Origin of the sequence: Streptomyces sp. NBC_01233 (assembly GCF_035989305.1) — a bacterium.
GTDB lineage: Bacteria > Actinomycetota > Actinomycetes > Streptomycetales > Streptomycetaceae > Streptomyces.
In genome coordinates this window covers 2,445,024-2,471,431 of record NZ_CP108514.1, presented here as the reverse complement: position 1 = coordinate 2,471,431, position 26,408 = coordinate 2,445,024, and the positions used below count along the sequence as shown (strand labels likewise).

24 protein-coding genes and 1 pseudogene are annotated in these 26,408 nt (G+C 71.7%); 9 read left to right on the top strand and 16 right to left on the bottom strand.

What is annotated here, in order from left to right; genetic code table 11:
• Positions 1-7: 7 nt before the first annotated feature.
• Together OG332_RS11520 and OG332_RS11515 are read left to right on the top strand one after the other, a co-directional pair.
• Complete coding sequence (locus tag OG332_RS11520; protein WP_327413361.1) at positions 8-793, top strand: class I SAM-dependent methyltransferase; 786 nt, start codon at positions 8-10, stop codon at positions 791-793.
• 65 nt (positions 794-858) lie between these two features.
• Positions 859-1,227, top strand: a complete 369-nt coding sequence (locus OG332_RS11515) for a cupin domain-containing protein (protein ID WP_327413360.1) — start codon at positions 859-861, stop codon at positions 1,225-1,227.
• A 6-nt stretch (positions 1,228-1,233) separates the two neighbouring features.
• On the opposite strand, the gene OG332_RS11510 is transcribed toward OG332_RS11515, so the two are convergent.
• From OG332_RS11510 to OG332_RS11500, 3 genes are all read right to left on the bottom strand, one after another.
• Positions 1,234-2,529 carry an MFS transporter gene (locus OG332_RS11510; RefSeq protein WP_327413359.1) on the bottom strand — a complete coding sequence of 432 codons (1,296 nt, stop codon included), beginning with the start codon at positions 2,527-2,529 and terminating at the stop codon, positions 1,234-1,236.
• 156 nt (positions 2,530-2,685) lie between these two features.
• A complete protein-coding gene (locus OG332_RS11505; RefSeq protein ID WP_327413358.1) occupies positions 2,686-3,249 on the bottom strand; it encodes a methylated-DNA--[protein]-cysteine S-methyltransferase in 564 nt (187 codons plus the stop codon).
• Positions 3,250-3,336: 87 nt separating this feature from the next.
• Positions 3,337-4,245 (bottom strand): glycerophosphodiester phosphodiesterase, encoded by a 909-nt coding sequence (locus OG332_RS11500; RefSeq protein ID WP_327413357.1) that lies wholly within the window; start codon positions 4,243-4,245, stop codon positions 3,337-3,339.
• Between the two features lie 233 nt (positions 4,246-4,478).
• Here OG332_RS11500 and uvrB point away from each other — a divergent pair, with 233 nt between their 5' ends.
• The 4 genes from uvrB to OG332_RS11480 all read left to right on the top strand — a co-directional run bounded on the left by uvrB (position 4,479) and on the right by OG332_RS11480 (position 10,571).
• Positions 4,479-6,635: an excinuclease ABC subunit UvrB gene (uvrB, locus tag OG332_RS11495; protein WP_327413356.1), complete on the top strand. Its 2,157-nt coding sequence runs from the start codon at positions 4,479-4,481 to the stop codon at positions 6,633-6,635.
• A gap of 88 nt (positions 6,636-6,723) precedes the next feature.
• Positions 6,724-7,302, top strand: coding sequence for a TerD family protein (locus tag OG332_RS11490; protein WP_030762430.1), 579 nt, complete (start codon positions 6,724-6,726; stop codon positions 7,300-7,302).
• A 55-nt stretch (positions 7,303-7,357) separates the two neighbouring features.
• The gene (locus OG332_RS11485) at positions 7,358-9,349 is read left to right on the top strand and encodes a TerD family protein (protein WP_327413355.1); all 1,992 of its coding nucleotides are present in this window, start codon (positions 7,358-7,360) and stop codon (positions 9,347-9,349) included.
• 238 nt (positions 9,350-9,587) lie between these two features.
• On the top strand, positions 9,588-10,571 hold the full coding sequence (locus tag OG332_RS11480) for a TerC/Alx family metal homeostasis membrane protein (RefSeq protein WP_327413354.1): 984 nt from the start codon (positions 9,588-9,590) through the stop codon (positions 10,569-10,571).
• Positions 10,572-10,585: 14 nt separating this feature from the next.
• On the opposite strand, the gene OG332_RS11475 is transcribed toward OG332_RS11480, so the two are convergent.
• Both OG332_RS11475 and OG332_RS11470 read right to left on the bottom strand, forming a co-directional pair.
• Positions 10,586-11,902, bottom strand: a complete 1,317-nt coding sequence (locus OG332_RS11475; protein ID WP_327419183.1) for an MFS transporter — start codon at positions 11,900-11,902, stop codon at positions 10,586-10,588.
• Positions 11,903-12,112: 210 nt separating this feature from the next.
• Positions 12,113-12,298, bottom strand: a pseudogene (locus OG332_RS11470) (MBL fold metallo-hydrolase); the annotation flags it as partial.
• An 18-nt stretch (positions 12,299-12,316) separates the two neighbouring features.
• Here OG332_RS11470 and OG332_RS11465 point away from each other — a divergent pair.
• Complete coding sequence (locus OG332_RS11465; protein WP_327413353.1) at positions 12,317-13,831, top strand: recombinase family protein; 1,515 nt, start codon at positions 12,317-12,319, stop codon at positions 13,829-13,831.
• 30 nt (positions 13,832-13,861) lie between these two features.
• Here OG332_RS11465 and OG332_RS11460 read toward each other — a convergent pair whose 3' ends face one another.
• The 7 genes from OG332_RS11460 to OG332_RS11430 all read right to left on the bottom strand — a co-directional run bounded on the left by OG332_RS11460 (position 13,862) and on the right by OG332_RS11430 (position 16,810).
• Positions 13,862-14,020 carry a hypothetical protein gene (locus tag OG332_RS11460; RefSeq protein ID WP_327413352.1) on the bottom strand — a complete coding sequence of 53 codons (159 nt, stop codon included), beginning with the start codon at positions 14,018-14,020 and terminating at the stop codon, positions 13,862-13,864.
• A gap of 400 nt (positions 14,021-14,420) precedes the next feature.
• Complete coding sequence (locus OG332_RS11455; protein WP_327413351.1) at positions 14,421-14,957, bottom strand: hypothetical protein; 537 nt, start codon at positions 14,955-14,957, stop codon at positions 14,421-14,423.
• A 91-nt stretch (positions 14,958-15,048) separates the two neighbouring features.
• On the bottom strand, positions 15,049-15,411 hold the full coding sequence (locus OG332_RS11450; RefSeq protein ID WP_327413350.1) for a hypothetical protein: 363 nt from the start codon (positions 15,409-15,411) through the stop codon (positions 15,049-15,051).
• Positions 15,411-15,590, bottom strand: a complete 180-nt coding sequence (locus OG332_RS11445) for a hypothetical protein (RefSeq protein ID WP_327413349.1) — start codon at positions 15,588-15,590, stop codon at positions 15,411-15,413. The genes OG332_RS11450 and OG332_RS11445 overlap by 1 nt, the downstream gene beginning before the upstream one ends.
• Complete coding sequence (locus OG332_RS11440) at positions 15,587-15,817, bottom strand: hypothetical protein (RefSeq protein ID WP_327413348.1); 231 nt, start codon at positions 15,815-15,817, stop codon at positions 15,587-15,589. The genes OG332_RS11445 and OG332_RS11440 overlap by 4 nt, the downstream gene beginning before the upstream one ends.
• Entirely contained in the window at positions 15,814-16,209 is a 396-nt protein-coding gene (locus tag OG332_RS11435; RefSeq protein ID WP_327413347.1) for a helix-turn-helix domain-containing protein, read from the bottom strand. Before OG332_RS11435 ends, OG332_RS11440 begins: the two co-directional genes overlap by 4 nt.
• 106 nt (positions 16,210-16,315) lie before the next feature.
• Complete coding sequence (locus tag OG332_RS11430; protein ID WP_327413346.1) at positions 16,316-16,810, bottom strand: hypothetical protein; 495 nt, start codon at positions 16,808-16,810, stop codon at positions 16,316-16,318.
• A gap of 366 nt (positions 16,811-17,176) precedes the next feature.
• Here OG332_RS11430 and OG332_RS11425 point away from each other — a divergent pair, with 366 nt between their 5' ends.
• Positions 17,177-18,379, top strand: a complete 1,203-nt coding sequence (locus OG332_RS11425) for a tyrosine-type recombinase/integrase (RefSeq protein WP_327413345.1) — start codon at positions 17,177-17,179, stop codon at positions 18,377-18,379.
• A 493-nt stretch (positions 18,380-18,872) separates the two neighbouring features.
• Here OG332_RS11425 and OG332_RS11420 read toward each other — a convergent pair whose 3' ends face one another.
• On the bottom strand, positions 18,873-21,128 hold the full coding sequence (locus tag OG332_RS11420; protein ID WP_327413344.1) for a hypothetical protein: 2,256 nt from the start codon (positions 21,126-21,128) through the stop codon (positions 18,873-18,875).
• Positions 21,129-21,336: 208 nt separating this feature from the next.
• Between OG332_RS11420 and ssb the strand changes: the two genes are divergently transcribed.
• Positions 21,337-21,807, top strand: a complete 471-nt coding sequence (gene ssb / locus OG332_RS11415) for a single-stranded DNA-binding protein (RefSeq protein WP_327413343.1) — start codon at positions 21,337-21,339, stop codon at positions 21,805-21,807.
• A 552-nt stretch (positions 21,808-22,359) separates the two neighbouring features.
• On the opposite strand, the gene OG332_RS11410 is transcribed toward ssb, so the two are convergent.
• The 3 genes from OG332_RS11410 to OG332_RS11400 form a co-directional block, all read right to left on the bottom strand.
• Entirely contained in the window at positions 22,360-24,762 is a 2,403-nt protein-coding gene (locus OG332_RS11410) for a 2OG-Fe(II) oxygenase (protein WP_327413342.1), read from the bottom strand.
• 263 nt (positions 24,763-25,025) lie between these two features.
• Entirely contained in the window at positions 25,026-25,679 is a 654-nt protein-coding gene (locus OG332_RS11405; protein ID WP_327413341.1) for an MBL fold metallo-hydrolase, read from the bottom strand.
• A 9-nt stretch (positions 25,680-25,688) separates the two neighbouring features.
• On the bottom strand, positions 25,689-26,384 hold the full coding sequence (locus OG332_RS11400) for a maleylpyruvate isomerase family mycothiol-dependent enzyme (protein WP_327413340.1): 696 nt from the start codon (positions 26,382-26,384) through the stop codon (positions 25,689-25,691).
• Positions 26,385-26,408: the final 24 nt, after the last annotated feature.

Sequence of the window (26,408 nt, the reverse complement as noted above, 5' to 3'; positions counted from 1 at the left end):
TTCCCCCATGGACACGCGCGGGTTCTACGACGAGCTGGCCGACCGCTACGACCTCATCTACGCGGACTGGGACGCGTCCGTCACCCGGCAGGGCCGGGCCCTCGACGCCCTCCTCACGACCGCGCTGGGCGCCGGACCGCACACCGTCCTGGACAACGCCTGCGGCATCGGCACACAGGCACTGGGCCTCGCGGCCCTGGGCCGCCGGGTCACCGGGACCGACCTGAGCCCCGCCTCCGTGGCCCGCGCCGCCAGGGAGGCCGCCGACCGGGGACTCGACCTGCCCGTCGCGGCCGCCGACATGCGGGCCCTGCCCTTCGCGGACGCCTCCTTCGACGCCGTGGTCTGCGCCGACAACGCGCTGCCGCACCTGCTCACCGCTCGGGACGTGTGCGCCGCGCTGGCCGAAACCCGGCGGGTCCTGCGCCCCGGCGGACTGCTGCTGCTCTCCACCCGCCCGTACGGCGAACTGCTCCGGGCCCGCCCGCAGAGCGAGGCCCCGCGCGTCCGCACGGGACCCGACGGGCGGACCATCACCTTCCAGCTGTGGCACTGGCACGCCGACGGGGAGCGCTACGACCTGGAGCTCTTCCAGCTGCTGCCGACCGGCGGCACGTGGACCACACGGACGTCGAGCGCGACGTACTGGGCGCTGCCGCAGGAGCGGACCGCCGAGTTCGCCCGGGAGGCCGGCCTGCGCGGGACGGTCTGGCACGCACCGGCGGACACCGGGTTCCTCCAGCCGGTCCTCACCGCCCGGCGCCCCGGTCCGACTGGACAGGGTGACGCGTAGGCCGGGCCGTTCCTGGACGCTGTGGTCACCGCGCCCTGCGGGGGGCCGGACTAGGCTGGCGCGCCATGAGCACCAGTGATCACTCCGCCGCCCCGGCCTCCTTCTCCGTCTCCGTCGCGGACGTGGAACTGGAGCCCGAGGACCTCGACCCCGCCCAGATCGTCTCCGGGGAGCCCGTCGTGACGGGCAAGGTGCTCTGGGAGTCGCCGGACGGCAGCCAGGTGCGCGGGATCTGGCAGATCACCCCTGGCGTGGTCACCGACACCGAGGCGGACGAGCTGTTCGTGGTGGTCAGCGGCCGCGCCACCGTGGAGGTCGAGGGCGGCGAGACCCTCGAGGTGGGCCCCGGCTCCGCCTGCGTCCTGCGGGAGGGCGACAAGACCACCTGGACCGTGCACGAGACGCTCCGCAAGGCCTACCACATCAGCTACTGACGCCCTTCAGCCACCGAGTCCCTTCGCGGCGACGGGGTGGCGGCGCGCGGTGAACAGGGCGAGCGCCGCCATCGGCAGCAGCAGCGCGGCGCCGACGGCGTTCAGCCAGCCGTAGCCCGCCTGGGACATGACCAGGCCGGCGGCCGCGCCGCCCACCCCCGCGGCCGCGTTCATGGTGAGGTCGCTCAGGCCCTGTACGGCGGCCCGCGCGGGCTGCGGCACCGAGTCGGTCAGCAGGGCCGAGCCGGACACCATCCCGGCGGACCAGCCGAGCCCGAGCAGGAACAGCCCGAGCGCGCTCCGGCCGTGGCCGGCCCCGGCCGTCCCGGCGAGCAGCGCGGCGACCGACAGGAGCCCGGCGGCGAGGCCGATCACGGACAGCCGTCCGAGCCGGTCCGCGAGCCACCCCATCAGCGGGGAGAAGGCGAACATGCCCGCGATGTGAATGCTGATGACCAGCCCGATGAGCTCCAGGCCCGCGCCGTGGTGGCCCAGGTCCATCGGGGTCATCACCATGATCGAGACCATGACGGTGTGCGACACGGCGACGGTGACGAGTGCGAGCCGGGCCCGCGGGGAGGCCTTGACGGCGGCGAATCCGGCGCGCAGCGAGCGGCCCTCGCGGGTCTGTTCCGCCGGCGCGGCGAGCGCCCGGGCCGTCAGCAGCGGGTCGGGGCGCAGGAGTACGCCGATCAGCGTGCCGGTGAGCAGGAAGACGACGGCGGCCCACACGAAGGGGCCCGCCGTCTCGGGTATCGCGGTCCCGGCGAAGCTGCGGCTGGCCGGCGCGGAGAGGTTGGGGCCGAGCACCGCGCCGAGGGTGGACGCCCACACGACGACGGAGATCGCCCGGGCCCGGCGGTCCGGGGCGGCGAGGTCCGCGGCGGCGAACCGGGCCTGCAGGTTGGCGGAGGAGGCGGCGCCGAAGGCGGCCATGCCGAGCAGCAGCAGCGGGAAGTTCTTGATGGTGGCGGCGAGGACGACGAGTCCCGCTCCGACGGCGCCGATCGCGTAGGCGAGGACCAGGCCGGGGCGGCGGCCGCGTGCGGTCATCAGGGCGGCGAGCGGCAGCGAGACCAGGGCGGTGCCGATCACCGCGGCGGTGGAGGCGAGGCCGGACAGGGCCTCGGTGCCGCTGATCTCGGTGGCGAGCACGGGTGCCAGGGCGATGCTGATGGGCACGCCGAGACCGCCGAGGATCTGGCCGGCGATGAGGACCCGGGAGGTGCGCCGCTGCAGCCGGGCCACGTCCGGCAGGCCGAGCGGCGGAGCGGGCCGGTCCGTGCCGGGGGAGGCCGTCATGCGGCACCTCGCTTCCGCGGGTGCGTGACGCGGGGCCCGGAGGGCGCGGTGAGGCCGGGTGCGGCGGCAGCAGTAGTCACCGCCGCAGTGTGCCACCCCTTACCGCCCGGCGGAACCGTACCCGCGTCCCGGCCGGCACACAGGTCAGGACCCCGCTCAGAACAGCGGCTGCGGGAGCACGCCCTCCAGCGCGAGCAGCTGTCGCTTGGTCTCCACCCCGCCGCCGAATCCCCCGATGCCCCCGTCGTTCTCCACGACCCGGTGGCAGGCCACCACCAGTGGCAGCGGATTCGAGCCCATGGCGTTGCCCACGGCCTGGGCGGCGCCGGGCTGTCCGGCGCGGGCGGCCAGTTCCCCGTAGCCCACGACCGATCCGTACGGCACGGAACGGTCCAGTTCCTGGAGCACCTGCCGGTTGAAGCCGGAGCTGAGGCGCCAGTCCAGCGGCAGCTCGAAACGCCGCAGCGTGCCGGCGAAGTACGCCTTGAGCTGGCGTATGGGCTCGGCCAGCAGCACCTCCTCGCCCGGCGCCGGCCGCCGGGCGTCGGCGCCCAGCCGGGAGACGAGCGGGCCGATCATCTTCTCCACCCGGTCCGGGGTGGCATGGAACTCGACCCGGACCAGACCCTCCGGGGTCGCGGCCAGGAGCAGGGGACCGATGTCGCTGGCGACGACGGCCCATTCGAGGTGCGGCCCGCGGGGGCGCTCGGTGGTGTCCACGCGTCCACCGTACGGCTCCCCCCTGACAACGCCGGCCGCTTCGGCCCCATCGCCCGCATCACCCACGCCGCCCACGGCCCCGCGGGCTCAGAACCCGCCGACCGCCTCCTGCACCACGTCCGGGGCGTTGGTGATGATCCCGTCCACGCCCATGTCCTGGACCTTCCGGGCGGTCGCCGCGTCGTCCACGATCCAGGTGTCCACCTCCATGGTCTTGCCGTGGGCCCCGAGCAGGCCGTGCACCGCCGCGACCCAGTCCGCCGAGATCGTGGTGTGCCACGGGTTGATCCGGTCGGTGAACTCCGCGTACAGCGGCAGGTCGGCCACGGCGGGGGTGCCCAGGAAGGCCGTCACCAGATCCGGGCGCAGGCGGTGCACGATGCGCACGCAGTCGGCGCTGAAGCTCTGCACCACCAGGCGCTGCGTCACGTGCCGCTCGTCGAGCCAGCCGGTCTCCTCCAGCACCTTCAGGGTCTGCTCCTCGATCCCCGGGTAGAGCTCCGGCTTCTTGATCTCCAGCAGCAGCTTCTGCTGGTTGCGCTGCACCCGGTTGAGGTACTGCCGCAAGGTCGGCACGCGGGCACCCGCGTACTCCTCGCCGAACCAGCTGCCCGCGTCGAGCCGGGCGATCTCGGCCGCCGTGAAGTCCTTGACCTTCCAGGGGGAGCGGCCCGGGAACACCTGCTCGACGTTCGTGGTCCGGGCCAGGGTGTCGTCGTGGATCACCACCAGCTCGCCGTCCTTGGTGCGCTGCACGTCGTTCTCGACCCAGTCGAAGCCCAGCCGCATCGCCAGGTCGATCGCGGCCAGGGTGTTCTCGGGGGCGTACGCCGAAGCCCCCCGGTGGGCGTACACGACAGGGTCCCCCGGCACTGCCCGGCCGGTGGCGGATCCGGGGCCGGCGGCGGCGTACGAGGCCGTCCCGCCCAGCAGCGTGAGGGTGAAGCCCAGGAACGCGGCGGCGGCCGCGGCGGCGGGTCGGACTCGGACGTACATGTGCGTTCTCCTCGGGTCGTGAGCCCTGTTCCTGCGTCAGACGGGTGCGGAGCGGCAGACGTTGTGGCGATGCACTTCACGGCGATCATGGGGTTGAAGATCACCGAGCCGCCACCGAACTACGACAAACGGACCAGAACGAATGACGGGCCCCCTGGCGTCCTGAGCCGCCGGAGCGCGCCGCGGACCGGCGCGGATGCGTGAGTGTCAGTGGGGGGTCGTACGGTTGAGTCATGCGGCCCGTATCGAAGATCGAACGCACGGTGGCGCCTTTCGAGGTCGTCAGCCCCTACCAGCCCAGCGGCGACCAGCCGGCGGCCATCGCCGACCTGGAGAAGCGCATCCGTGCAGGTGAGAAGGATGTCGTCCTGCTGGGTGCGACCGGCACCGGCAAGTCGGCGACCACCGCCTGGATGATCGAGAAGCTTCAGCGCCCCACCCTGGTCATGGCGCCGAACAAGACGCTCGCCGCCCAGCTGGCGAACGAGTTCCGCGAGCTCCTGCCGAACAACGCCGTCGAGTACTTCGTCTCGTACTACGACTACTACCAGCCCGAGGCGTACGTACCGCAGTCGGACACGTACATCGAGAAGGACTCCTCGATCAACGAGGAGGTGGAGCGGCTGCGCCACTCCGCGACCAACTCGCTGCTGACCCGGCGCGACGTGATCGTCGTCGCCTCCGTGTCCTGCATCTACGGTCTCGGCACCCCGCAGGAGTACGTCGACCGGATGGTCTCCCTCAAGGTCGGCGAGGAGATCGACCGGGACCAGCTGCTGCGCCGCTTCGTCGACATCCAGTACACGCGCAACGACGTGGCCTTCACCCGCGGCACCTTCCGGGTGCGCGGCGACACCATCGAGATCTTCCCGGTCTACGAGGAACTGGCCGTCCGCATCGAAATGTTCGGCGACGAGATCGAGGCCCTGTCCACCCTCCACCCGCTGACCGGTGAGGTCATCAGCGAGGACCGCGAGCTGTACGTCTTCCCCGCCAGCCACTACGTCGCCGGCCCCGAGCGCATGGAGAAGGCGATCACCGGCATCGAGGCCGAGCTGGCCGAGCGCCTCGCCGAGCTGGAGAAGCAGGGCAAGATGCTGGAGGCGCAGCGGCTGCGCATGCGCACCACGTACGACCTGGAGATGATGCGGCAGATCGGGTCCTGCTCCGGCATCGAGAACTACTCGCTGCACATGGACGACCGCGAGCGCGGCTCCGCCCCGAACACCCTCATCGACTACTTCCCGGAGGACTTCCTCCTGGTCATCGACGAGTCGCACGTGACGGTGCCGCAGATCGGCGCCATGTACGAGGGCGACGCCTCCCGCAAGCGGACCCTGGTCGACCACGGCTTCCGGCTGCCGTCCGCCCTCGACAACCGGCCGCTGAAGTGGGAGGAGTTCCAGGAGCGCATCGGCCAGACCGTCTACCTGTCGGCGACCCCCGGGAAGTACGAGCTCTCGCGCGGCGACGGCTTCGTCGAGCAGATCATCCGCCCCACCGGCCTCATCGACCCCGAGGTCGTGGTCAAGCCCACCGAGGGGCAGATCGACGACCTGGTCCACGAGATCCGGCAGCGGGTGGAGAAGGACGAGCGGATCCTGGTCACCACCCTCACCAAGAAGATGGCCGAGGACCTCACGGACTACTTCCTGGAGCTCGGCATCCAGGTCCGCTACCTGCACAGCGACGTGGACACCCTGCGCCGCATCGAGCTGCTGCGCGAGCTGCGGGCCGGCGAGTACGACGTCCTGGTCGGCATCAACCTGCTGCGCGAGGGCCTCGACCTGCCCGAGGTGTCCCTGGTGGCGATCCTCGACGCCGACAAGGAGGGCTTCCTGCGCTCCGGGACCTCCCTGATCCAGACCATCGGCCGAGCGGCGCGCAACGTCTCGGGCCAGGTCCACATGTACGCGGACAAGATGACCCCGGCGATGGAGAAGGCCATCGACGAGACCAACCGGCGCCGGGAGAAGCAGATCGCCTACAACACGGCGAACGGGATCGACCCGCAGCCGCTGCGCAAGAAGATCAACGACATCGTCGCCACGATCGCCCGCGAGGAACTCGACACCGAGGAGCTCCTCGGCACCGGATACCGGCAGGCGAAGGACGGCAAGGGGGCCAAGGCTCCGGTGCCGGCGCTCGGAGGCCGGTCCGCCCATGCCAAGGCGGGCGGCAAGGGCGCGAAGGGGGCCAAGGCCGCCAAGGGCGCCGAGGTGCTCACCGACCGGCCCGCCGAGGAGCTGGCCTCGCTCATCGAGCAGATGACCGAGCGCATGCGCGGGGCGGCCGCGGAGCTGCAGTTCGAGGTCGCGGCCCGGATCCGGGACGAGGTGGGCGAGCTGAAGAAGGAGTTGCGGCAGATGAAGGAGGCGGGCCTCGCCTGACCCGGAGCGGGTCAGTAGGGTTGAATCACAGCCGCAGGTACACCCTGCGCGCCCGTTAATGGGGCGGGCCATGGAGAGGGGACAGCTCGTGACGGTCAATATGACCAAGGGTCAGGCCATCAGTCTGCAGAAGGCGGACGGGGGCACGCTGACCGCGGTCCGGATGGGCCTCGGCTGGCAGGCGGCGAAGCGCCGCGGACTGTTCGGTTCGCGGACGCGGGAGATCGACCTCGACGCGTCGGCGGTGCTCTTCGCCGACAAGCAGCCGGTGGACGTCGTGTTCTTCCGTCACCTCCAGAGCGACGACGGCTCGGTGCGCCACACCGGCGACAACCTCGTCGGCGGCGTCGGCCAGGGAGGGGACGACGAGGCGATCCTCGTCGACCTCCAGCGCGTGCCGGTCCACATCGACCAGATCGTCTTCACGGTGAACTCCTTCACCGGCCAGACGTTCCAGGAGGTGCAGAACGCGTTCTGCCGCATCGTCGACGAGACCAACGGCCAGGAGCTGGCCCGCTACACCCTCGACGGCGGCGGTCAGTACACCGCGCAGATCATGGCGAAGGTGTCCCGCGCGGGCGCCGGCTGGCAGATGACGGCCCTCGGAAACCCGGCCAACGGCCGCACCTTCCAGGACCTCATGCCGGCGATCCTGCCGCACCTGTAGAAGTACCGGCGAGAAGAAGGCACGAGAGAAGAAGGCGCGGGGGAGGGGCTGCACGATGACGGCCGAACTGGTCCGGGGGCAGAACCACCCCGTGTCCCACAGCCGGGTGGAGATCAGGGTCTCGGCGGGCACACCCGTGCTCGCCCTGGCCTCGCTCGCCGACGAACAGGGCCGGTTCGCCGGCGACGCGGTCCTGGCCCACCCGGGGGCCAGGTCCCTCCCCGGCGTGCAGGCACCCGGGGAGCTCGCCGACCGGCACACCTTCGCCGTCGACCTCGACGCGGTCGCGGCGGACGTCCACCGGGTCGGCGTGCTGCTCGTCCTGCCGCCCGGCGGCCCGGCACGCTTCGGCTCCGTCCCGGCCTCCTACGTGGCCGTGGCCGACCCGGCGGGCGCCGAGCTCGCCGGCTACACCCTGACCGGGCTGGAAGCCGAGACCGCCGTGGTCGCCCTGGAGCTGTACCGGCGCCAGGGCGCCTGGAAGGTCCGCGCCGTGGGCCAGGGCTACGCCGACGGCCTCGGCGCCCTGCTGTCCGACGGCGGACTCCCCGCGGCGGACGCCACCGCGCTGGCCGCAGCCGCGCTGCGCACGGCGGCCCCGGCCGCGCAGGGCGACGGCACGCTCGCGGCCCTGCGGAGCCCGGCCCGCGACCTGCGCGCCCCGCAGGCCCCGGCCACCCCGGCCCAGAACCAGGCCCAGGGCCCCGCGGCCGCCCCCGAGCCGCCCGGCCCGGTCCCCGTCTCCGGGGCCCCGTACGCCGGTACGCCCGGGCCCGCGCCCGGCGGCGACACCGGGGGCTCGCCGCCCACCATCAGCTACGCCCACCCGAGGCGACGCCGCACCAGCACGGAGCCGCCCGAGCCGGCGCCGCGGGCCGCCGCGCCGCAGGAGCCCGGACAGCCCCCGCGTCCCGTGGCCGGGGATGCCAGCGGCTGGTCCATGGAGGAGCGGCTCTACAACCAGGTCTGGGGCATGTTCGAGGACCTGGCCCGCACGGTGGCCGCCTACCGCAGCGCCGTCGAGTTCGCCGACTCCCGCATGGACCGCGAACTCGACGAGGCCCTCTCCGACCCGCGCCACCGCCTCGGGGGCTCCGGCAACGCCGCCCGTGACACCGCCCGCGCCCGCCGCGAGGAGCTCGTCGCCCAGGCCCAGGCCGTCCTCGGCCGGGACCTCGCCCAGCTGATCGCCGAGTCGGAGGTGGTCGAGCCCGCGCTGCCGGCCGCGTACGCCCGCTGGGACAACCCGGTCTGGCACGACAGCCGGGCGACCGCGCCGCCCGAGGAGAACCCGCTCGCCCTGCGCCTGGGCGACCTGTACCTGCCCGAGCGCCCCGACCTGCGGATCCCCATGCTGATGAGGGTCCCGCTGGAGCGCGGGATCTGGATCGACAACGGCCGTACCGGCTCCGAGGCCGCGATGGCCATGGACACCGACCGGCTGCGCCGGGCCGCCATGGACATGGCCGTCGCGCACGCGGTGCGGATGCTCGCGGTCCATCCCGGCGACCGGTTCTCCGTCCACGTCATCGACGCGGCCGGGGCGGGCGCCGCCTCCCTGGCGCCCCTCGTCCGCGCCGGGGTGCTGGCAGGGCCGCCCGCCGCCGGGGCCCACGGGGTCACCCAGACACTGGCGCGGCTGACCCGGCGGGTGGACCTCGTACAGATGGCGCTGCGGGCCGGCGCCCCCGAGGACCTGCCGCCGGACGTGGACACGGCCGACCAGCTGCTGCTCGTGCACGATTTCCCGCACGGTTTCGACGACCGGGCCGTGACCCAGTTGCGCTACCTCGCCGACGAGGGCCCGGCGGTCGGCGTGCACCTGCTGATGGTCGCCGACCGCGACGAGGCCTCGGCCTACGGGCCGCTGCTCGACCCGCTGTGGCGCTCGCTGATGCGGCTGTCGCCGGTTCCGGACAGCCATCTCGCCGACCCTTGGGTCCACCATGCCTGGACCTTCGAACCGGACCTTCCGCCGCAGGGCAGCCGGGTCCTCGAACAGGCGCTGGACCGGGTGGCGCAGACCCGCCGCACTACCGGTCCGTGACCATCCTTTGGCATTCTCTTTACCCAATCGGCCCCTGACGGGTATGCTCGTGTGTGCGGAGGGGAGTATTCCTGCTTTCCTGCTACGGCGTACCCGTCAATACGGACCACTGCGGTGAAGTGAGTGCAGTCGGTCCCGGGGCGTCGGCCCACGGCCTCCAGGCCGCCCGGGTGGAAGAGACCTCCGGCAGCGATGACGCTGACGTAGTCCTGAGCCATCCGCCGGAGGCGTGTTCACCATGGAAGTTTCCTGGGCCCTGTGGGCCGCGACCATTCTCGGTCTCTCCCTCCTCATCGGTGCCGATTTCTTCATCGGCCGCAAGCCCCACGACGTGTCGATCAAGGAAGCCGGCATCTGGACGGTCGTATGGATCGTCCTCGCCGCACTCTTCGGCCTCGGCCTGTGGTTCTTCGGCAACCCCCAGGCGTCCCAGGAGTTCTTCGCGGGCTTCATCACCGAGAAGTCCCTGAGCGTCGACAACCTCTTCGTCTTCGTCCTGATCATGGCGAAGTTCGCGGTGCCCTCCCACCTCCAGCAGCGCGTGCTGCTCATCGGCGTACTGATCGCCCTGGTCCTGCGTGCGGTCTTCATCGCCGCCGGCGCCGCGATCATCGCCAGCTTCTCCTGGGTCTTCTACATCTTCGGCGCGTTCCTGATCTACACCGCGTGGAAGCTGATCCAGGAGGCCCGCAAGGACGAGGACGACGAGGAGTTCGAGGAGAACCGTCTCCTCAAGTCCGTCGAGAAGAAGTTCGGCGTCGCCGACCAGTACCACGGCACCAAGCTCTTCATCGTCAACAACGGCAAGCGCGTGCTGACCCCGCTGATGGTCGTCATGCTCGCCATCGGCACCACCGACGTGCTGTTCGCCCTGGACTCCATCCCCGCGATCTTCGGCCTCACCCAGGACCCGTACATCGTCTTCACGGCCAACGCCTTCGCCCTGATGGGCCTGCGCCAGCTGTACTTCCTCATCGGCGGCCTGCTGAAGAAGCTGGTCCACCTCAGCTACGGCCTGTCGATCATCCTGGGCTTCATCGGAATCAAGCTGGTGCTGCACGCCCTGCACGAGAGCGGGGTGCACGTCCCGGTGATCTCCATCCCGGTCTCCCTCGGTGTCATCTGCGGTGTCCTGGTCATCACCACGATCACCAGCCTGATGGCCTCGAAGAAGCAGGCGGCGGCCGAGGCCGCCGCCCACCAGGAGAGCGTCGACGCGTAACCGGAACGACGGAGCTACGCGGGGGCGGCCGCTTCGGCCGCCCCCGTTTCCGTTTCCCTGCCGGCGCCCGACCGCGCCCGTACGACCAGCGGACTGGTCTCCGGGAGCAGTGCGAAGCAGCCCAGGCTGAGCAGGGCGATCCCGGTCAGGTACACCGCGACGCCCCACGGCGGACCCGAGCCGTCCGCCAGCGCCGTCGCCACGATCGGGGTCAGCGCCCCGCCCAGCACGCCGCCCAGGTTGTAGCCGACGGCCGCGCCCGTGCAGCGGATCCGCGGGGCGTACAGCTCCGGCAGGTACGCCCCCACCACCGCGAACATCGTCACCATGGCCAGCAGCGCCCCCGTGAAGCCCAGTGTCATCAACAGCGGGTCGGCGGTACCGAGCAGTGCCACCAGCGGGACCATCAGCAGGGCGCAGGCCGTGCACCCGGCCAGGCACAGCGGCCGGCGGCCGTACCGGTCGCCGAGCACCGCCACCAGCGGGGTCACCAGGCCCATCAGCGCCACGGCGCCCATGATGCAGGCCAGCACCACCGTCCGGCCGAGGCCCAGGCGCTCGGTGGCGTACGCGAGGGCCCAGGTGGTGACCGCGTAGAAGACGGCGTAGGCCACGGCGAGCGCCCCGCCCGTCAGCAGGAGCAGCCGCCAGTGGCCGCGGACCACCTCGGCCAGCGGTGCCTCGGCGCGCCGCCCGGTTTCGGTCAGCGCCCTGAACTGCGGGGTCTCCTCCACCGAGCGGCGCAGCCACAGCCCGGCCAGGGCCAGCAGCCCGGCGGCCCAGAACGGCACCCGCCACCCCCACGAGGTGAACTGCGCCTCGCTCAGCGACGCGGACAGCCCCAGCAACAGGCCGTTGGCCAGCAGGAAGCCCACCGGCGGTCCGATCTGCGGGAAGCTCGACCACAGCCCGCGCCGCTGCTCGGGCGCGTGCTCGGCGGTCAGCAGCACCGCGCCGCCCCACTCGCCGCCGAGCCCGAGGCCCTGCAGGAAGCGCAGCAGGAGCAGCAGCACGGGCGCGGCCACGCCGATCGATCCGTACGTGGGCACGCAGCCGACGGCGACCGTGGCGAGGCCGGTCAGGAGCAGGGAGGCCAGGAGCACCGGGCGCCGGCCGTAGCGGTCGCCGATGTGGCCGAAGACCGCCGATCCGAGCGGGCGCGCGAGGAAGCCGACGCCGAAGGTGCCGAAGGCGGCGAGGGTTCCGGCGAGCGGCGAGAAGGAGGGGAAGAACAGCGGGCCGAGCACGAGGGCGGCGGCCGTTCCGTACACGAAGAAGTCGTAGAACTCGATCGCGGTCCCGGCGAGTGCGGCCGAGGCGAGCCGCAGCATGCCGGGGCGGGCCGCGTCCTCGGCCTCGACGGGTCGAGCGGCGCCGGGGGCGGGGGCGGCGGGAGGGGGAGTGGGGGAGGACGCGAGGGGCGGGGAGGGGTCCTGGTGCATGCTGCACCAACTACCCGCTCCCCGTCCCTCGGGACGTGCGTTCGGCCGCCAACGACCGGAAGGAGTGCGTCGCGTACCGAAGTTGACGCGTTGCGCTGCCTACCAGCCGCGCTCGCGCCATTCCGCCAGGTGCGTACGCTCCGAGCCGAGCGTGGTGTCGTTGCCGTGGCCGGGGTAGACCCAGGTCTCGTCCGACAGCTGCTCGAAGAGCTTGTGCTGGACGTCGTCGATCAGGCTCGCGAAGGCCTTCGGGTCGCCCCCGGTGTTGCCGACGCCGCCGGGGAAGCCCTAGGGTCCTGTACCGTGAACACTAAGACGCTCCCGCGCCGTACTGTCGCCTTCCTGTACGCCCGGATCTCCGAGGACCCGCGCGACCGCCGACGGGGCGTCAATCGGCAGATGAGCGACCTGCGCACGTTCTCCGAGGAGAACGAGTGGGAGGTCGGCGGCGAGTACATCGAGAACGACGTCTCCGCCCACTCGGGTGAGGAACGCCCCGGGTACGACCGCCTGATGGCCGACGCCATCGAGGCCGCCCGGGAGCCGGGGGTCCGCGTCATCGTGGTCGGCTACCACCCTTCACGAGTCTGGCGGCGCCGTGTCGAGCGCGCCCAGGCCATCGAGGACCTGCGTCACGCGAAGTGCTGGGTGGCCTTCGAGTCCGGCGGCCTGTTCAACATGGCGAAGGCGTCCGATCGGTCGCAGCTCGCCAACCTCGGTGAGTCGGACACCGCCGAGTCAGAGGTGAAGTCGGAACGCGTCGCCCGCGCGGCCCTGGAGCGCGCCCAGGAGGGCCGGGCGAACGGGCCCGTGGCGTACGGGTGGAGGCGCCAGTACGAGTACGACGCCCGCGGCCAGGTCGACGGGTTCCATGACGTCGAGGACCCCGAACAGGCCGCCATCGTCCGCGACATCGTCACCCGCCTGCTGTCCGGAGCGAGCCTGATCGGGATCACGGCGGACCTGAACGCGCGCGGGGTGCCGGCGCCCGGCGCGGGGATGCGCCTCAAGCGGCGGGCGGTCGGGCAGAACGAGGAGGGGTCGTTGTGGAACAAGACCTCCGTCAAGAAGCTCGCGCTGCGCCCGGCGAACGTGGGGCTTCGCGTCCACCAGGGCGTGGAGTACAAGGCGGCATGGCCGGCGCTCATCACGGACGAGCAGCACGCGCAGCTCCGGAACCTGTTCGCGGAACGGGCCGTCGTGCGGGAGCTGCCGGGGGCGCGGAAACACCTGCTGACGTGGGGCGAGGTAGCGACGTGCGGGCCGTGCGGGTCGGTGCTCCGGGTCGCACTGAAGGGCAACGCGTCGCGCGGCCGGAAGCAGCCGACGTACGTCTGCGACGCGGGCGGCTGCGTCGGCCGGAATGAGGAAGCCCTCGACCGTTTCGTGGGGGAAATGGTCGTGGACATCCTGTCGCAGCCTGGCGCGGCCGAGACGTTGCGTGGGGATGACTCGGCGGCCCTGGCGGCCCTGGAGCGGGCGGAGGGCCTGAAGGCGCGCCAGGAGGCGGCCGCCGACGACTACGCAGACGGGATCATCACCCGGGAGCAGCTGCGGCGCATCACGGTGAACCTGGCGAAGCAGATCACCGAGGCGCAAAACGAAGCGCGCAGGTTGCGGCCGGCCTTCGACCTCAGCGTCTTCGACGGCCTCGTGGGGCCGCGGGCCGGGGCAGGGTGGGAAGTGCTCGAAGTGCCGCAGAGGAGGCGGGTCCTGGACGGCCTTGGCCTGCGGCTGAAGGTCCACCCGGCGGCGCGGCGCGGCCCCGGGTTCGACGGGACCACCATTGAGTTCCACTGGGCGCGCGCAGGCGCCTGAGGGCGGGGACGGCGTCAGGGTCCGGCGGGGTCATGCTCTGCCGGGCCCTCGGAGTTCTTCCCAGAGGGTGCCGGCGTTCTCGACGAAGTCGTGCATGCGCTGCTCGCGTGCTTCCCGCTGCGCCTCGGTCTCGTCCTCCGGGAGTTGCACCCCCACCTCGGGGGCGGGCACGCCCAAGTCGTGGGCCATTCGGTACACGAGCAGTTTCGGCCCGGGCTCTCCTCCGGCGCGGCCTTTCACAGCAGGCGCCAGCCACCCCTCCTTGCGGGCTCGGGCGAGCCATGTGCGGATGGTCTCTGTCGGCCGGTCGAACCGTGCCGCGACGCGTCTCAGGGCACCGGCCGGTTTCCCCGCGGCGGTCTCCTCCAGGTACGCCTCTGCGAGTTTGTTTGTAAGCACTTGTTTGGGCTCCAGTGCACGGAGTTCTTTTGGCTCCGACGGACGTTCGACCGCCGGGCCGGCTCAAGTGCTTACAGACAGGCCGGGGCCCTTTTTGCGTTCCGGGCCCGCGCTGCAGGAAACGGTTCGGTCGAACCGTTTCCCCGGCAGGTGATTCGACCGAAACACCTGCCGACGCCCGGGCGTCTGGTCAGACCGCGGCGGCGGTGATCTCCTCCACCAGGGCGTCGACGTCCTCGCCCGCGGCCAGCGCGGCCAGCAGACGGCCGAGGAGGGCGTCCTCCTCGTACAGAACCGTCATCGCCCGTCCGGTGGGGATCTTCGGCCCTGGGAAGACGCGCGTACCGAGGCTGTTCAGCACCTCCTCGTGCGTGCTGACGGTCCGGCCGTCGTGCGGGGCCTGCTCCCGTGCCCACATCTGCGCGTGCAGCGTCGGCATCATCGCCTCGCGGACCGCCTCGGCGGACACCGCCATGACGCCCCCGGAGGTGATGACCTGGACGATGAGCTGATGTGCCGGGTCCTCCTGGTTGAACGGCCGGGCGGGCAGGGAACGCCCGCACCGCTGTTGCAGGACGGAGCAGGCGGCCGCGATGAACGGGGCGTGCTGCTCGCCGATCCTGACTGCGCGCCGGGCGGTGGACAGGAGATCGGCGAGGAGTTCGGGGGTCGTCATCGCCCGGCATGCCTGCTGCACAGGGTGGGCCGGGGCGGTCGTGGTCGGCATCGTGCCTTCCTCTCGGTAGGGGTGGGTCAGTGCCTGCGGTGGAGGGGTGCGGGGCGCCCTGGTGGTGACCGCCCGGACCGGGGCCGGCCTTTCACTGCCCGGCCTGCGCCTCGGCCTCGCGGCCTTCCTCGATGAGCCGCATCAGGTCCTCGGCGGTGACGGTCCCGCCCTTCGACTCGGGCATGGCCGTGGTGAGGCCGAGTAGGTCGGCCTGGCGGTCGATGAGCCGCGCGGCCAGCCCGGCCGCCGTCACGTCGCCGCCCATGGCTTTGGGCCACACCCGGGCAAGCAGGGTCTCCAGTCGGGCATTCAGCAGGACGCGCTGCTCGGCGTCGGTCGCGTCGGGGGTGTCCATCAGCGCGGCGAGCGTCGCCAGTTCGGGCAGCGGCGGGAGGTCGCTGCAGCCCGGTGCGCCGGCCTCCAGCCGGGTCAGCCGGGCGGGGATGCGGGACATCAGCGGGTCCTCTCACGGGTGGGGATGGTGGCGGACAGTCGGGGGAGGAGGGCGGCGTATCCGGCCGGGTCGTCGCGCTCCAGCTCGGCCAGGAGTGCCAGCACCTCGGCGCCCAGGGCGGCGGCCTCGGCGCGGGGGCGCTCCAGCCGCAGCAGTCGGGTTCGCAGGCCGGCGCTCACAGCAGGGCCCGCCCGTCGACACCCGGCACGACGTAGCGCAGGACCCGGCCGCCGGTGATGGTGGTCAGCTCCAGCCGCTCCGGGCCGAGCCACGCGTACGAGCGGTAGAGGGCGTTCCCAGGGGCGAGGGGCGGCCCGTAGAGGACGGCCTCCGCCTCAGGGTCGAAGGGGACCCGCACGGGGGCGGTGACGCGCTCGAGGCGCTGCACGCGGCGGGTGAGGCTCACGACGCCCCGCCCTCGTCCCGGCACGACGTCGCCGCCTCCAGCAGCGCCACCCGCTCCTCCAGCTCCACGTGCTCGGCGATGCGCGGCAGGATCGTCAGGACCCCGAGCGCGGCCCGCACGCGGATCGTGGGCGAGGCGGAGCCGTCGATCAGGATCTGACCGAGGACGCTCACGGCGTTGCGGCTGATGGTCTCCAGCGCCCGCAGGGTCTCCCCCAGCGCCGTGCGCCGGATCTCCTGCACCTTCTCCGCGTACACGGGATCTTCGAGCCAGCGGCGGACCGTGCGGCCGGTGACGTCGACCTGGCGGGCGACCTGCTCGGCATTCAGGCCCCGGGCCAGGAGGACCGCCGCCCGGTCCTTCCTGCCCTCAGCTGAGACATTCACGGGCATGTGCGGACACCTCCAGCGGTAGGACGGGCAGGGTCCGGGCCGATGGTTCCGGTGCTGCTGCTGGTCATGGCGTGCTCTCTCTGGCGGGGCGGGTCGGGTACGCGGGTCAGGGCGAGGTGATGCGCCGGCCGTACCGGAGGGCGGCACGCGCGGCGGCGGCGTGCGCGGCGGGGTCGGCGGCGGGCGGTCCGGCCGAGGAGGTCGCGCACCGTATGCAGACCGGGCGGGGCCAGCGCGAGGAGGCGTGGACAACCGAACCGGCCTGTCCACACCGGGCGCACCTCGACGTGGACGTGTCCCTGCTCCTGGCCGTCGCCGTCGTGGGGGCGGCCGCCCTGCTGCGGGTGGGGAGTCGGCGAATCCGCGCGGCCAGCACTGCCTCGTGCGAGCGAATCCCGTCTGGCCATGCGGTGAGCAGGTCGCGCAGGGCGGGGCCGAGTGACCAGCCGCGGGCGCTGGCGGTGTCGCGCAGGGCCGGGGCGAGGGACTGCGCGACACCGGGCCACGGCGTCCACGGGGCCGGGAGGTCGAGCAGGAACGCCGCGGCCGCGGTCAGGCTGGCACCGGGGGCTGCGGCGGGGTGGGGGCGGCTGGTCGGCATGACGGGGCCTCCGCACGAACGCGTCAGAGGTGCCCCGGCCCATAACCAGCGAGCGGCGGGTGAGACCTACCCGCGCCCATCACGGTACCGCTGACGGACGGTCAGCGGACAAGAGTGGACGCGGAGGGACACGGCCGGACGGTGTGGGGGTACGGGATGCTGCGCAACCGCTACACCTGTGCCCCGCCCCCAGCCGTAGCCCTGGCGGTGCGTCAAGGCGGTTGCGTACCGGGGCCGCTGTACGTCATCGCGTCCTCCCCGGCCGGGGTCGTCACCCGGTGTCCCGAGGTCAGCGGGTGGGTCGACACGGACGCTGAGATTTGAAAGCGCACGCATAACGTGTCTTATGCGGGTATGGTCTGAGGCATGGTCAACTCCCCCAGACACCGTCCCGGCGCTGAACTCGCCACGGCCCCGAACCGCGCGGAGGACGCCTACGCCCGGCTGCGCGGACAGCTCGGCACCGTCGCCCCCCGCGACCCGGTGTCCAACCGCCTCGGGCCGCGCCGTGACCGCCTGGAGCTGCTGGCCGAGGTCTGCGACCGGGAGACGTTCGTCCTCGTCGCGGACTGGCTGTCCTCCACCGCGGTCAAGACCGTGGATAGCAAACGCAACTACGCCGACGACGTCCGGCACTGGGCGGCTGTCGTCATCGAGGACGGGCACCCCGGGTTCACCCTGGACGCCGTCACGCCCGGCCTGATCCGTACGTGGCGCCTCTCGGAGGAGGAGCGCGGCCGGTCCGCGGGCACGATCAACCGACGATTGTCCGCCGTGCAGTCCCTAGCCGACTACCGCGCCCACCGTGACGGCCGTCAGCCGGTGCGCCTCGTGACCCGCTTCGACCGCCCGAAGGAGGACCGTTCGGCCGGCGCCGCCCGTGCCACGCCCGTCCTGGAGGCGGACGAGCTCCAGCGACTCATGGACGCGTGCGCCGACGCTCACGAGACGCTCGCCGTCCTGATGACGTACACCCTCGCCGGGCGCGTGAGCGAGCTGTGCACCGCCGACCTGTCCGCGCTCCAGAATCGCGGCCGCACGTGCCGCCTCGACCTGACCCGCAAGGGCGGGAAGGTCCGCGTGTTCACCCTCCCGCCCGAGCTGTGCGAGCTCCTGGACGACGTCCTCGACGGCCGGACCAGCGGACGGCTGCTGCTCCGCGCGGACGGCCGCCCGTACACCCGGCACGACGTCGACACGATGCTGACCCGCCTCGGCCACGGGGCGCGCATCCTCACGTGCCCCGACGCCTACACCGGCCGGGGCCGGCGCCCGGCCGGTGCTGAGCCGCGCCCCCGGCACTCCTTCCGCACCTGCAAGCGCTGTCGAGACGTCACCCCCCACGTGCTCCGGGCGTCGAAGCTGACGCACATGCACGACCAGGGCGTGCCGCTGGAGGAGATCCAGCAGTACGCCGACCACGCCGACCCGGCCACCACGCTCGGGTACATCCGTCAGCGCGATGACGAGGCGGTGAAGGCCCGCAACGCGCAGGCCTCAGTGAACCTGTACCAGCACGTCCTGGACCGCTGGCTCCGCCCTGATGAGACGGCGGGGGCGGCGCGATGACCGATACCCGAACCGCCCCCGAGCACGCGGGCCGATGGAAGGCTGACGGGGGCAGGTCCCGCACTACGCCACTGGATATGAGCGGTGGGGGACGTGCCTCGCCTGCCCGCCGCTGGACGGCTGCGACTCTTTGGCACCACGAAGCCCGGCCGATGCCCCGTCCGCTCCGGCCGTGCTGGGGGCCCTGGTGCGCGAGCACACCGCCGGGCACACCCTGGCCGACGTTCCTCGCCTCTCTCACCGCTGTGCGGGACGCCACGGCCGTCGTGAACGCGGCCAATGAACGGGCGTGGGACGTCGTCCGCCTCCGCCGCCAGTAGGCCGCCGAGCGTAGCGAGCACCCGTACTCCGAAGAGGTGGCACAGCAGTTGTCCGCCGCCCTCGTTGGACACGAGGATCACCAGGGCGTGCGTGACCAACTCGAGGACGTCGTCTGCGGCTGACTCCCGCCGGATATGCCGAGGCCTCACACCCTGGCATAGGGGGCCTCCGGTCAACCGCGGCGCCGCTTGCGGCTGCTCCTGGGGCTGTTCTTGCCGTGCCGGTCCGTCGGAGCGGCACGTTGTTTTCCGGGCTGGGCTGTCGGGCGGGGCAGAGGGCGCCCTTGCAGTTGATCGGCCAGGGTCCGCAGCTCGTCAAGCCCGGTGTGGTCGGGGTGTCCGGAGTCCAGTGCTGCGCAGAGGGCGGCTTGTGCTTCTTGCAGGCCGAGGGATTCCAGGAAATCAGTGGCGGCCTGGCGGCCGGAGATCTCCATGGAGCTCAGGATGGCCTCGGTCATCACCAGTTGCTGCTCCACCTCGGTCAGGTCTTCTTCATTCAGCAGGTCTTGGTGGATCAGTGCGGTGAGCGCGGAGGGGCCCAGGGCCGGGTCATCACGCAGGGAGTGCAGGAGACCGTGTTGCTCGGCCTCGGGCAGGATCCCGCACACAACGGCGAGCATGTCCTGTGCCCGGATACGGAACGGGGTCTGGCGGACGGCGTCCAAGAGGCGGTCGAAGGCTTTCAGCCAGCCTCCGTGCGCGTTCGTCCAGGCTTCTACTTCCTGCCGGGCGGCCTCGACGGGGTAGTGCTCGGCGAGGACACCCAGCAGTTCGGGTGCGGTCGCCTGGGTGAGTTCACCGACCATGGGCGCGTCCCGTCCTTCGCCCAGCAGCCGCTCGCGCACGGCCCAGGTACCCAGGTCTGTGAGAGCGATCAGCTCGACGGGGCCGGCCGACAGTTCCGCCCGCAGGGCCCGCGCCTGCTCCTGTGATGCGGCATCTTCCGGCACCAAGACCTCGGGCCCGTGAACGGGCATGGCAAGGAGGCGGGCCAGTTCGGGCGGGATACCGGCCGGCAGCGGCGGAAAGGAATCGTGGCCCCCGGCGGTGGGTACTGCGTGCGGTGCGTTACCCGAGCCGAACAGGCCGGGGCCGGTAAAGCTTTCCGGCCCTCCCCCGGGCGCCTGGCCGTTCAGGTCGGCCAGGAAGACCTCGGATGCCATGCCCTGGGCACGTTCCAGTACGCCGAGCTGCTCCAGCACCGCGAGGACTTTGCGCAGGTCGGTGTCCGCGTGCCCCAGCCAGACGCTCCGCCGACGCGGATCGATGCCGTCGAGGTCGTAGGCGGACCGGTAGGCCAGATGGACGGAGTCGCGCAGCCGGGGCCAGGGCATGGGCTCGGGGAGGCTGTAGAGGGTGTTGAGGACATCCGGCAGTGTCTCCTCGTACACGTCGTACAGCATCGACGGGGCCGGTGCCCAGCCGCCTCGTGAGCCCAGCAGGACTTCTCCCAGCTCTGCCACTGCCCCGAAGGCGCGTTGCCACAGCGTCAGCGGGTCCGCGAGCAGGGGTGCGGCCTTGGCCACCTGTACCAGCCGGCCCTTGACGGTCCGCACCAGCCGGGCCTTCCTGGCCCACTCGAAAAGCCGGTGTACTTCCGGCAGGTCGGCACTGGAACGGGTGCGGTGCCTCACTCCGGCATGGACCGGATCGACGGTATCGCCGGTGCCGAGCAGGCCCACCAGTTCCCGCGCATCGGCCATCTGCAGCCTGCCCGTCGTGGTGAGCTTGCGCCCGCCCGGACCCACCCACGCGGTGAACACACGAAGCTGCTCCACTACCACGGACCGCCCCGCCTGATCGCGCAGTTCCTCCAGCGGGGGCAGCGCCACGGGCAGCTGCGGCAGAGCCCTGCCGACGAACGGCCCGTCGGCGAACCGGCGCTGCATGATCCGGCCGGCCAGGGCCTCGTCGTAGGGAACCTGACCACGCTGCGCGCGTTCGCTGAAACGTTGCATGGCGTGCGGATCGGTGATGTCCACGCCGTGCTCGGCGGCGGTGGTGGCCCAGAACTTGGCCGTTCCCCAGAGCTCACGGTCGGCCATCGCGGCCCGGAACTGCCCGGACGCGGTCTCCAGGGCCGCCTGGTTCGCCGCGAGGGTGCCGCCGCGCGGGTCACGCAGGCCCGTCTCATCGAAGTAGCGCAACAGGGCGGCCATAGTTCCGGGCCCGTCGGGAAGCTCTTCACCGGGCTGCACGGTCAGCCGGCGCGGCATCCACTCCAGCAGGAACTCCCGCACATGGACAGGAGACCACAGCGTGAGCCGACCGTCGGGGGTGTCCGCGTGCCGGTAGTCCCAGGCCGCCTCCGCCACCCACGGATCGACGGGCAGGCCCTGCCGCTCGGCCCACACGGCGAAACGCCGCACCATCAGCTCCTGAGCAGCCTCGAACTCTTCTCTCTGCTCAGGCTCGAAGAATGTACGCACCGCTACCCGGTCCTTTCGAGGCCATCCGGGGCCAGCAGCTACCCGACGCCACTGATGATCTCGATCGCCCGGGACCCCCGATCAGACCTCCACCGTACCGAACCGGCGCGCACACCCTCCAACCGACCAAGAACCGCCCGCGCCCACGTGCCCGACCAGGACGAGAGCGCAGTGCGATTGTCACAGGGCTGTGCCAGGCTTCCACCTCATGCGCAACGACATTCCACTTACAGTCATCGGGAACCTCGTCGAGGACCCGGAGCTGCGGTTCACCCCCAACGGGGTACCGGTGGCCCGGTTCACCATCGCCTCCACCCCACGGACCTACGACCGGGAAGCGGCCGCCTGGCGAGACGGCGAGCCCACCTTCATGGACTGCACCGCCTGGCGCCACCTCGCCGAAAACCTCGCCGCCTCGGCCGGCAAAGGAGCCCGGCTGGTAGTCACCGGCAGACTGCGCACCGACCGGTGGGAGACCCCCGAAGGCGAGAAGCGCTCGAAGGTGGTGATGGACGCCGACGAAGTGGGAGCCTCCATGACATTCGCCACCGTCATCATCGCGCGCACCACCCGCACCACCCCGCCCAGAGAGGCGGCCCCGGACGACCCGTGGACCACCGCCAGCCCCACCCGACCCGACCCTACGGCTGCCACGGGACCGGCGGACCCACCCTTCTGAGGCGTGGCTGCGCCCCGTTCCCGGACGGGAGCGGGGCGCGGTCTGCCACGGGGTCCAGGGCGGATCAAGCGGTCTCGTAGCTGGATAGGCGCCCGCCCCAAGGGATTGATCTCGGTGCCGACATAAGTGACTATTTGGATTGCATCTTCCGCCGCCCGTTGCCCACCTGTGAGGAACTCGCCTCGCTGGTGGCCGTACTACGTGCCGAGCTGGTGGTGGCTCGAGGCCAGGTCACGGACCCGTAGGACCGGCTGGCCAGAACTCGGCGAATTCCTCGAAGCCCCACCCTCGGACGGTCCATTTAGCCAAGCCTGAGCGGAAGCGCTGGGCGGGGGACGTTCGGGCGTGGCCCCGGGCGTCCACAGGGGGCAGCACGGCACTGATTCCTTCGGGTCGGATCCGAAAACTCACCCGCCAACTGCGGAAGTCAGGAGCGAGATCCAGCCGCACTGCACGAACGACACCTCACACCCTCACGGACCGTCACATTGCGGCAGCCACCGCCGCGCGCCGGTTACCCGCTGAATCGATTGCTTACGAATGTGTCACCTCTCAGCCGCGCGACCGGGGCCACTTGTATCGCAGCCACGCCAGGTCGGTCTCGGCGCGGGTGCGGGTCGCTTGTTCGCGGGTGAAGACGGCGTCAGTCTTGGTCAGGACCAGGACGTAGGGGCGCCCCTGGCGGCGGGTGGTGTGGGAGACGGGCAGGCCGGCCTGGTCGATGCGGCTGTGGAGGTGGCGGCGTCCGTCCGTCGCGAGTGGCCACTCCATGACGCGGCGGGTACGGGAGGTGAGGAAGGCGTCCAAGTCGGGGCAGAGTCCGCAGCCAGTCCGGCATGTCCCGGCCGGGGTGAGGGACCAGTCGTCGGCCGCGCGTACGGGGCGGGTGAGGGCCGCGGTGAGCCGGTTCTCGCAGTGGTCGGCGAGGGTCTGGAAGACGCGGGCGGCGGGTGCGCCGTCGCGTAGGGTCGTCGGTTGGCGGGCCGCGGTGCGCAGGGCCGGGAGCAGGCATTCCAGGGCGGTGTCCGGAAGGCCGAGTAGCGTGGCGGCGATGGTGTCGGCGGTCCGGGGCCCTGCCGCCTGCAGGACGTGGGCCAGTGATGCGCCGAGCCGTTCCATGCCTGTACGGCGCTCCGTCTCGCGGCCTACGCTGAGCCAGCTGGTGAGCTGCTGCTTGACTGCTTGCCAGGCGCCCTCGGCCAGCGGCGAGGCCATCGCGTCCCCGTCGCCGTCGGCGGCGCGTAGCGCGGTGCACAGGCCGGGCAGCGACTCGAGCCACGCCGCGCGGTCGGCCCCGGTGTACGCGCCCACCGTGCCGAACCAGCTGCTGACGGCCCCGCGGGCCCACGTCCCTCCGTACCGTGTGGCCGCTGCCGCCAGACCCGGGGCGTGCTGCTCGCCCAGGGTCTCCACTCCGAAAGGCGCGAGGAGCATCGTGGCGGTGTCCGCTTCCCGTAGTCCCTCCGCGACGGGCAGGGCGGCGGCGAGGAGCGACGCGGCCGACTCGCCCGAACCGTGGTGCTTCCAGAACGGTGCGAGCGACCGGGCGAGCGTGCGTGCCCGGTCGAGGTCCCCGGCGTCCAGGTGGCCCTGGAGTTCGCGCAGTGCGCCCTCGGAGCCGGCCTCGGCGCGGGCCGTGAACGAGCGCTTTCGGGGCCACAGGACCACCGCGGCCCGCCGGTACCAGCGGTCGAGGGTGTTGCCGTAGTTGCCCATGTAGCCCTCGTACTCGGACTGGTAGGGCGTCAGGTCCTTGTTCTCGGTGGTGGCGCACACCTCGGCGTACGCGACGGGCAAGTTGATCTGCTCGCCGCCGGTGCCGTCCGGGCGGGTCCACCAGCTCAGCGTGATCTCGTCGTCGACCAGCTCGTTCAGTTCGTAGTCGGAGAAGTCGCCGCTGCGGCGGCGCTCGGCACCGGGTTCCCCGTCGGGGTCCAGGAGGCATTCACCCTCGCACTCCTCGTCCTCGCAGCCGTCGTAGTGCTCGATCTCTCCGTAGTGGTCGTCGTAGCGGTCGTACGGCGCATGCGCGTCCCAGGTCTCCTTCACCTCGGCCAACGCCAGGACCGCTTCACAGTCCGCCTCCGCGGCGGCCTGGCGGAGCAGGGTGGTGCGGGTGGCATCGGCTCCCTTGAGACGGTCCCAGTCCAGGCCACGCTGGGTGTACTCGTGGTCGAGGAGGTACACAAGACGGTTCGGTGGCGCGGCCTTCTGCCGGCCGTAGGCGTAGCGCTCTTCGGCCGGCTCGGTGAAGTGCTTGGTCAGGCAGTGGGCCAGGTCGGCGACCGAGCCCCCGTCGTCTTCGCCAGCCGGGCGAATGCGTTCAGCGAGGAGGTTCATGGTGAGGGTGACGCGGTAGCCGGACTTCACGGGCTTGACCTCGTGCAGGCAGTCCGCGTAGAAGGCGGCGAAGGTCAGCTTCTCCCGAGACGCCTGGTGGACGACGCTGCGGCCGGCGTGCGAGACAACGAGTTCGCCGCCGGTGTGGTGCGAGGGCAGCGAGACGACCAGGGTGCCCACCATGGAGTCGTCCTTCTCAGAGTCCTGGTGCGGCAGGAAGAACTGGCCCTTGCCGTAGACGAGCAGCGCGTGCGGCTTGGCACGCAGGACGGTGGTGGGCGGCAGACCGAGCGCGGTACGGACACCGTCGAGAACGCCGTCCAGGGTGCGGTCCCAGTCAGTGCCGCCGAGCGTGATGCAGTCTGGAGTGATCTCCCAGGTGTCGCGGACGCTGGTGTCAGACAGGGTCTGCTCGCCACGCCCGAAGGACGCCTGCCGGGCCCGCGCGATCAGTTTCTTGGTCACCGGGGCACGCAGCGGCAGCGGCAGTTCCCCCACCCCGTCGACCTCGATGCGCAGCGCGCGGGCCGACATCTCGATACGGGTGCTGAAGTCCCCGCGCCGCTGTACGTCGCCGAGCAGCTCCGCCAGCTGCTTCCGCGCTCCGTGTCCCATACTGTTTCGTCCCCAGGTGTACAGCGTGCCGTATGGCCTGTCCCGGAAACCCTAATGCCGCGGTGACTGGATAGGTGTCTCTGGTCGGAAGCATGGGTGGTCTACGACCAGAGACACCCCACCTATCCCGTCACCGCGGTCTCTTTGATCGCCTGCAGAACGCGAAGTGCACGTGCCCCCGCGCGTTGCCCCGGGGCAGGGTCGGTGCGCCCGGTGCAGGCGCCGCTATCGGACAGGGCAACACGGCCGGGGCGCTGTTATCGTCACCAACCGCGAGCGCGCCACTCCGACAGGTGCGGGCGCTCGGCGCCGAGCGTGGTGTCGTTCCCGTGGCCCGGGTAGACCCAGGTCTCATCCGGGAGGGCGCCGAATACTTTGACCTCCAGCCCGTCCATGAGGGAGTTGAACTCCTCCGGCCGTGTTGTCCGGCCTGGACCGCCCGGGAAGAGGCAGTCGCCGGTGAACACGTGCGCGTGGCCGTGCGGGTCGTCGTAGATCAGCGCGATCGAGCCGGGGGTGTGTCCGACCAGGTGGCGGGCGGTCAGCTTGACCCGCCCGACCTGGATCGTGTCCCCGTCCGCCACGGCCACGTCGGTCGTCACCGGGATGCCCTCGGCGTCCTGGGCGCCCGCGTAGGTCCGCGCGCCGGTCGCCGCGACGACCTCCTCGAGCGCGCCCCAGTGGTCGCCGTGCCGGTGGGTGGTGACCACGGACGCGATGCCGTCGTCCCCGATCAGGTTCAGCAGCGTGACGGCCTCGGCGGCAGCGTCGATGAGCAGCTGCTCATCGGTGGCCCGGCAGCGCAGCAGGTACGCGTTGTTGTTCATGGGGCCCACCGCGACCTTGGAAATCATCAGGTCCGCGAGCTCGTGCACGTCGGCCGGACCGCCGACCTTGACCTCTCCGGTGTACGTCATGCCTTGATCCTAGAGCGGGGGGAGCTCGGGGAGGCCGTCGCCGGCCATGACGGCGAGGTGGGCGCCCTTGAGACCGCGCCCGGCCAGCCAGCCGAGCAGTTCGTCCTTGGGGCCCTCGAGGACCACGGGAGTGCCCTCGGTGCCGCCGGTGTGCCAGACCTGGCCGCCGTAGGAGGCGTTCAGGGTCACCGGCGGCACCTCCGGACGCCCGGACCAGCGGTCGGCGAGGAAAGCGATCTCGCGATCGGTGAACTCCTCCGGGAGGTGGTGGAGCTCGTAGCCGATGTTCAGGTCGACGTGGTGCAGGTCGACCTCGACCCAGCGGCGGAACGGCACGTTGGCGGCGAGGTCGGTGATGCCGTTGCGCAGCTCGACGGTGCGGGACCAGTCCTGGTCGGGCTCCGTGGTGGCGAGGAAGCGGGCCCCGGAATCACGGAGGTCCGTCAGGTGTTGTTCCAGGGGTCGGCCGGCGTCGCGTGCGATGTCCGCGTCGCGCGCGGAGGCGCTCTCGTACATCGGGCGCCCCTCGAGGACGTTCACGAGGGCGTCGGCGTTGCGCGCGAGGTGGGCCAGGATGTGGCCGCGGGTCCAGCCGGGGAGGTGTGACTCCCCGGCAAGCGCTGCGTTGTCCATTTTCGCGACTGCGGTCAGCAGCCGGTCCGTGGCTTCACGTACAGATCGCAGGTCGTGCACATGATCAGTCATGACGGCGAGCCTAGTGGCTCACCG

Excerpts from the sequence above, each read along its gene's own strand:
- OG332_RS11450 (WP_327413350.1), bottom strand. The coding sequence starts at position 15,411 with ATGTCCCGCATCCCCGCCCGGCTGACCCGGCTGGAGGCCGGCGCACCG.
- OG332_RS11520 (WP_327413361.1), top strand. The coding sequence starts at position 8 with ATGGACACGCGCGGGTTCTACGACGAGCTGGCCGACCGCTACGACCTC.
- OG332_RS11435 (WP_327413347.1), bottom strand. The coding sequence starts at position 16,209 with ATGCCCGTGAATGTCTCAGCTGAGGGCAGGAAGGACCGGGCGGCGGTC.
- OG332_RS11515 (WP_327413360.1), top strand. The coding sequence starts at position 859 with ATGAGCACCAGTGATCACTCCGCCGCCCCGGCCTCCTTCTCCGTCTCC.
- OG332_RS11455 (WP_327413351.1), bottom strand. The coding sequence starts at position 14,957 with ATGCCGACCACGACCGCCCCGGCCCACCCTGTGCAGCAGGCATGCCGG.
- OG332_RS11410 (WP_327413342.1), bottom strand. The coding sequence starts at position 24,762 with ATGGGACACGGAGCGCGGAAGCAGCTGGCGGAGCTGCTCGGCGACGTA.
- OG332_RS11405 (WP_327413341.1), bottom strand. The coding sequence starts at position 25,679 with ATGACGTACACCGGAGAGGTCAAGGTCGGCGGTCCGGCCGACGTGCAC.
- OG332_RS11475 (WP_327419183.1), bottom strand. The coding sequence starts at position 11,902 with ATGCTGCGGCTCGCCTCGGCCGCACTCGCCGGGACCGCGATCGAGTTC.
- OG332_RS11480 (WP_327413354.1), top strand. The coding sequence starts at position 9,588 with ATGGAAGTTTCCTGGGCCCTGTGGGCCGCGACCATTCTCGGTCTCTCC.
- OG332_RS11425 (WP_327413345.1), top strand. The coding sequence starts at position 17,177 with ATGGTCAACTCCCCCAGACACCGTCCCGGCGCTGAACTCGCCACGGCC.
- OG332_RS11430 (WP_327413346.1), bottom strand. The coding sequence starts at position 16,810 with ATGCCGACCAGCCGCCCCCACCCCGCCGCAGCCCCCGGTGCCAGCCTG.
- OG332_RS11510 (WP_327413359.1), bottom strand. The coding sequence starts at position 2,529 with ATGACGGCCTCCCCCGGCACGGACCGGCCCGCTCCGCCGCTCGGCCTG.
- uvrB (WP_327413356.1), top strand. The coding sequence starts at position 4,479 with ATGCGGCCCGTATCGAAGATCGAACGCACGGTGGCGCCTTTCGAGGTC.
- OG332_RS11460 (WP_327413352.1), bottom strand. The coding sequence starts at position 14,020 with ATGGCCCACGACTTGGGCGTGCCCGCCCCCGAGGTGGGGGTGCAACTC.
- OG332_RS11400 (WP_327413340.1), bottom strand. The coding sequence starts at position 26,384 with ATGACTGATCATGTGCACGACCTGCGATCTGTACGTGAAGCCACGGAC.
- OG332_RS11500 (WP_327413357.1), bottom strand. The coding sequence starts at position 4,245 with ATGTACGTCCGAGTCCGACCCGCCGCCGCGGCCGCCGCCGCGTTCCTG.
- OG332_RS11485 (WP_327413355.1), top strand. The coding sequence starts at position 7,358 with ATGACGGCCGAACTGGTCCGGGGGCAGAACCACCCCGTGTCCCACAGC.
- ssb (WP_327413343.1), top strand. The coding sequence starts at position 21,337 with ATGCGCAACGACATTCCACTTACAGTCATCGGGAACCTCGTCGAGGAC.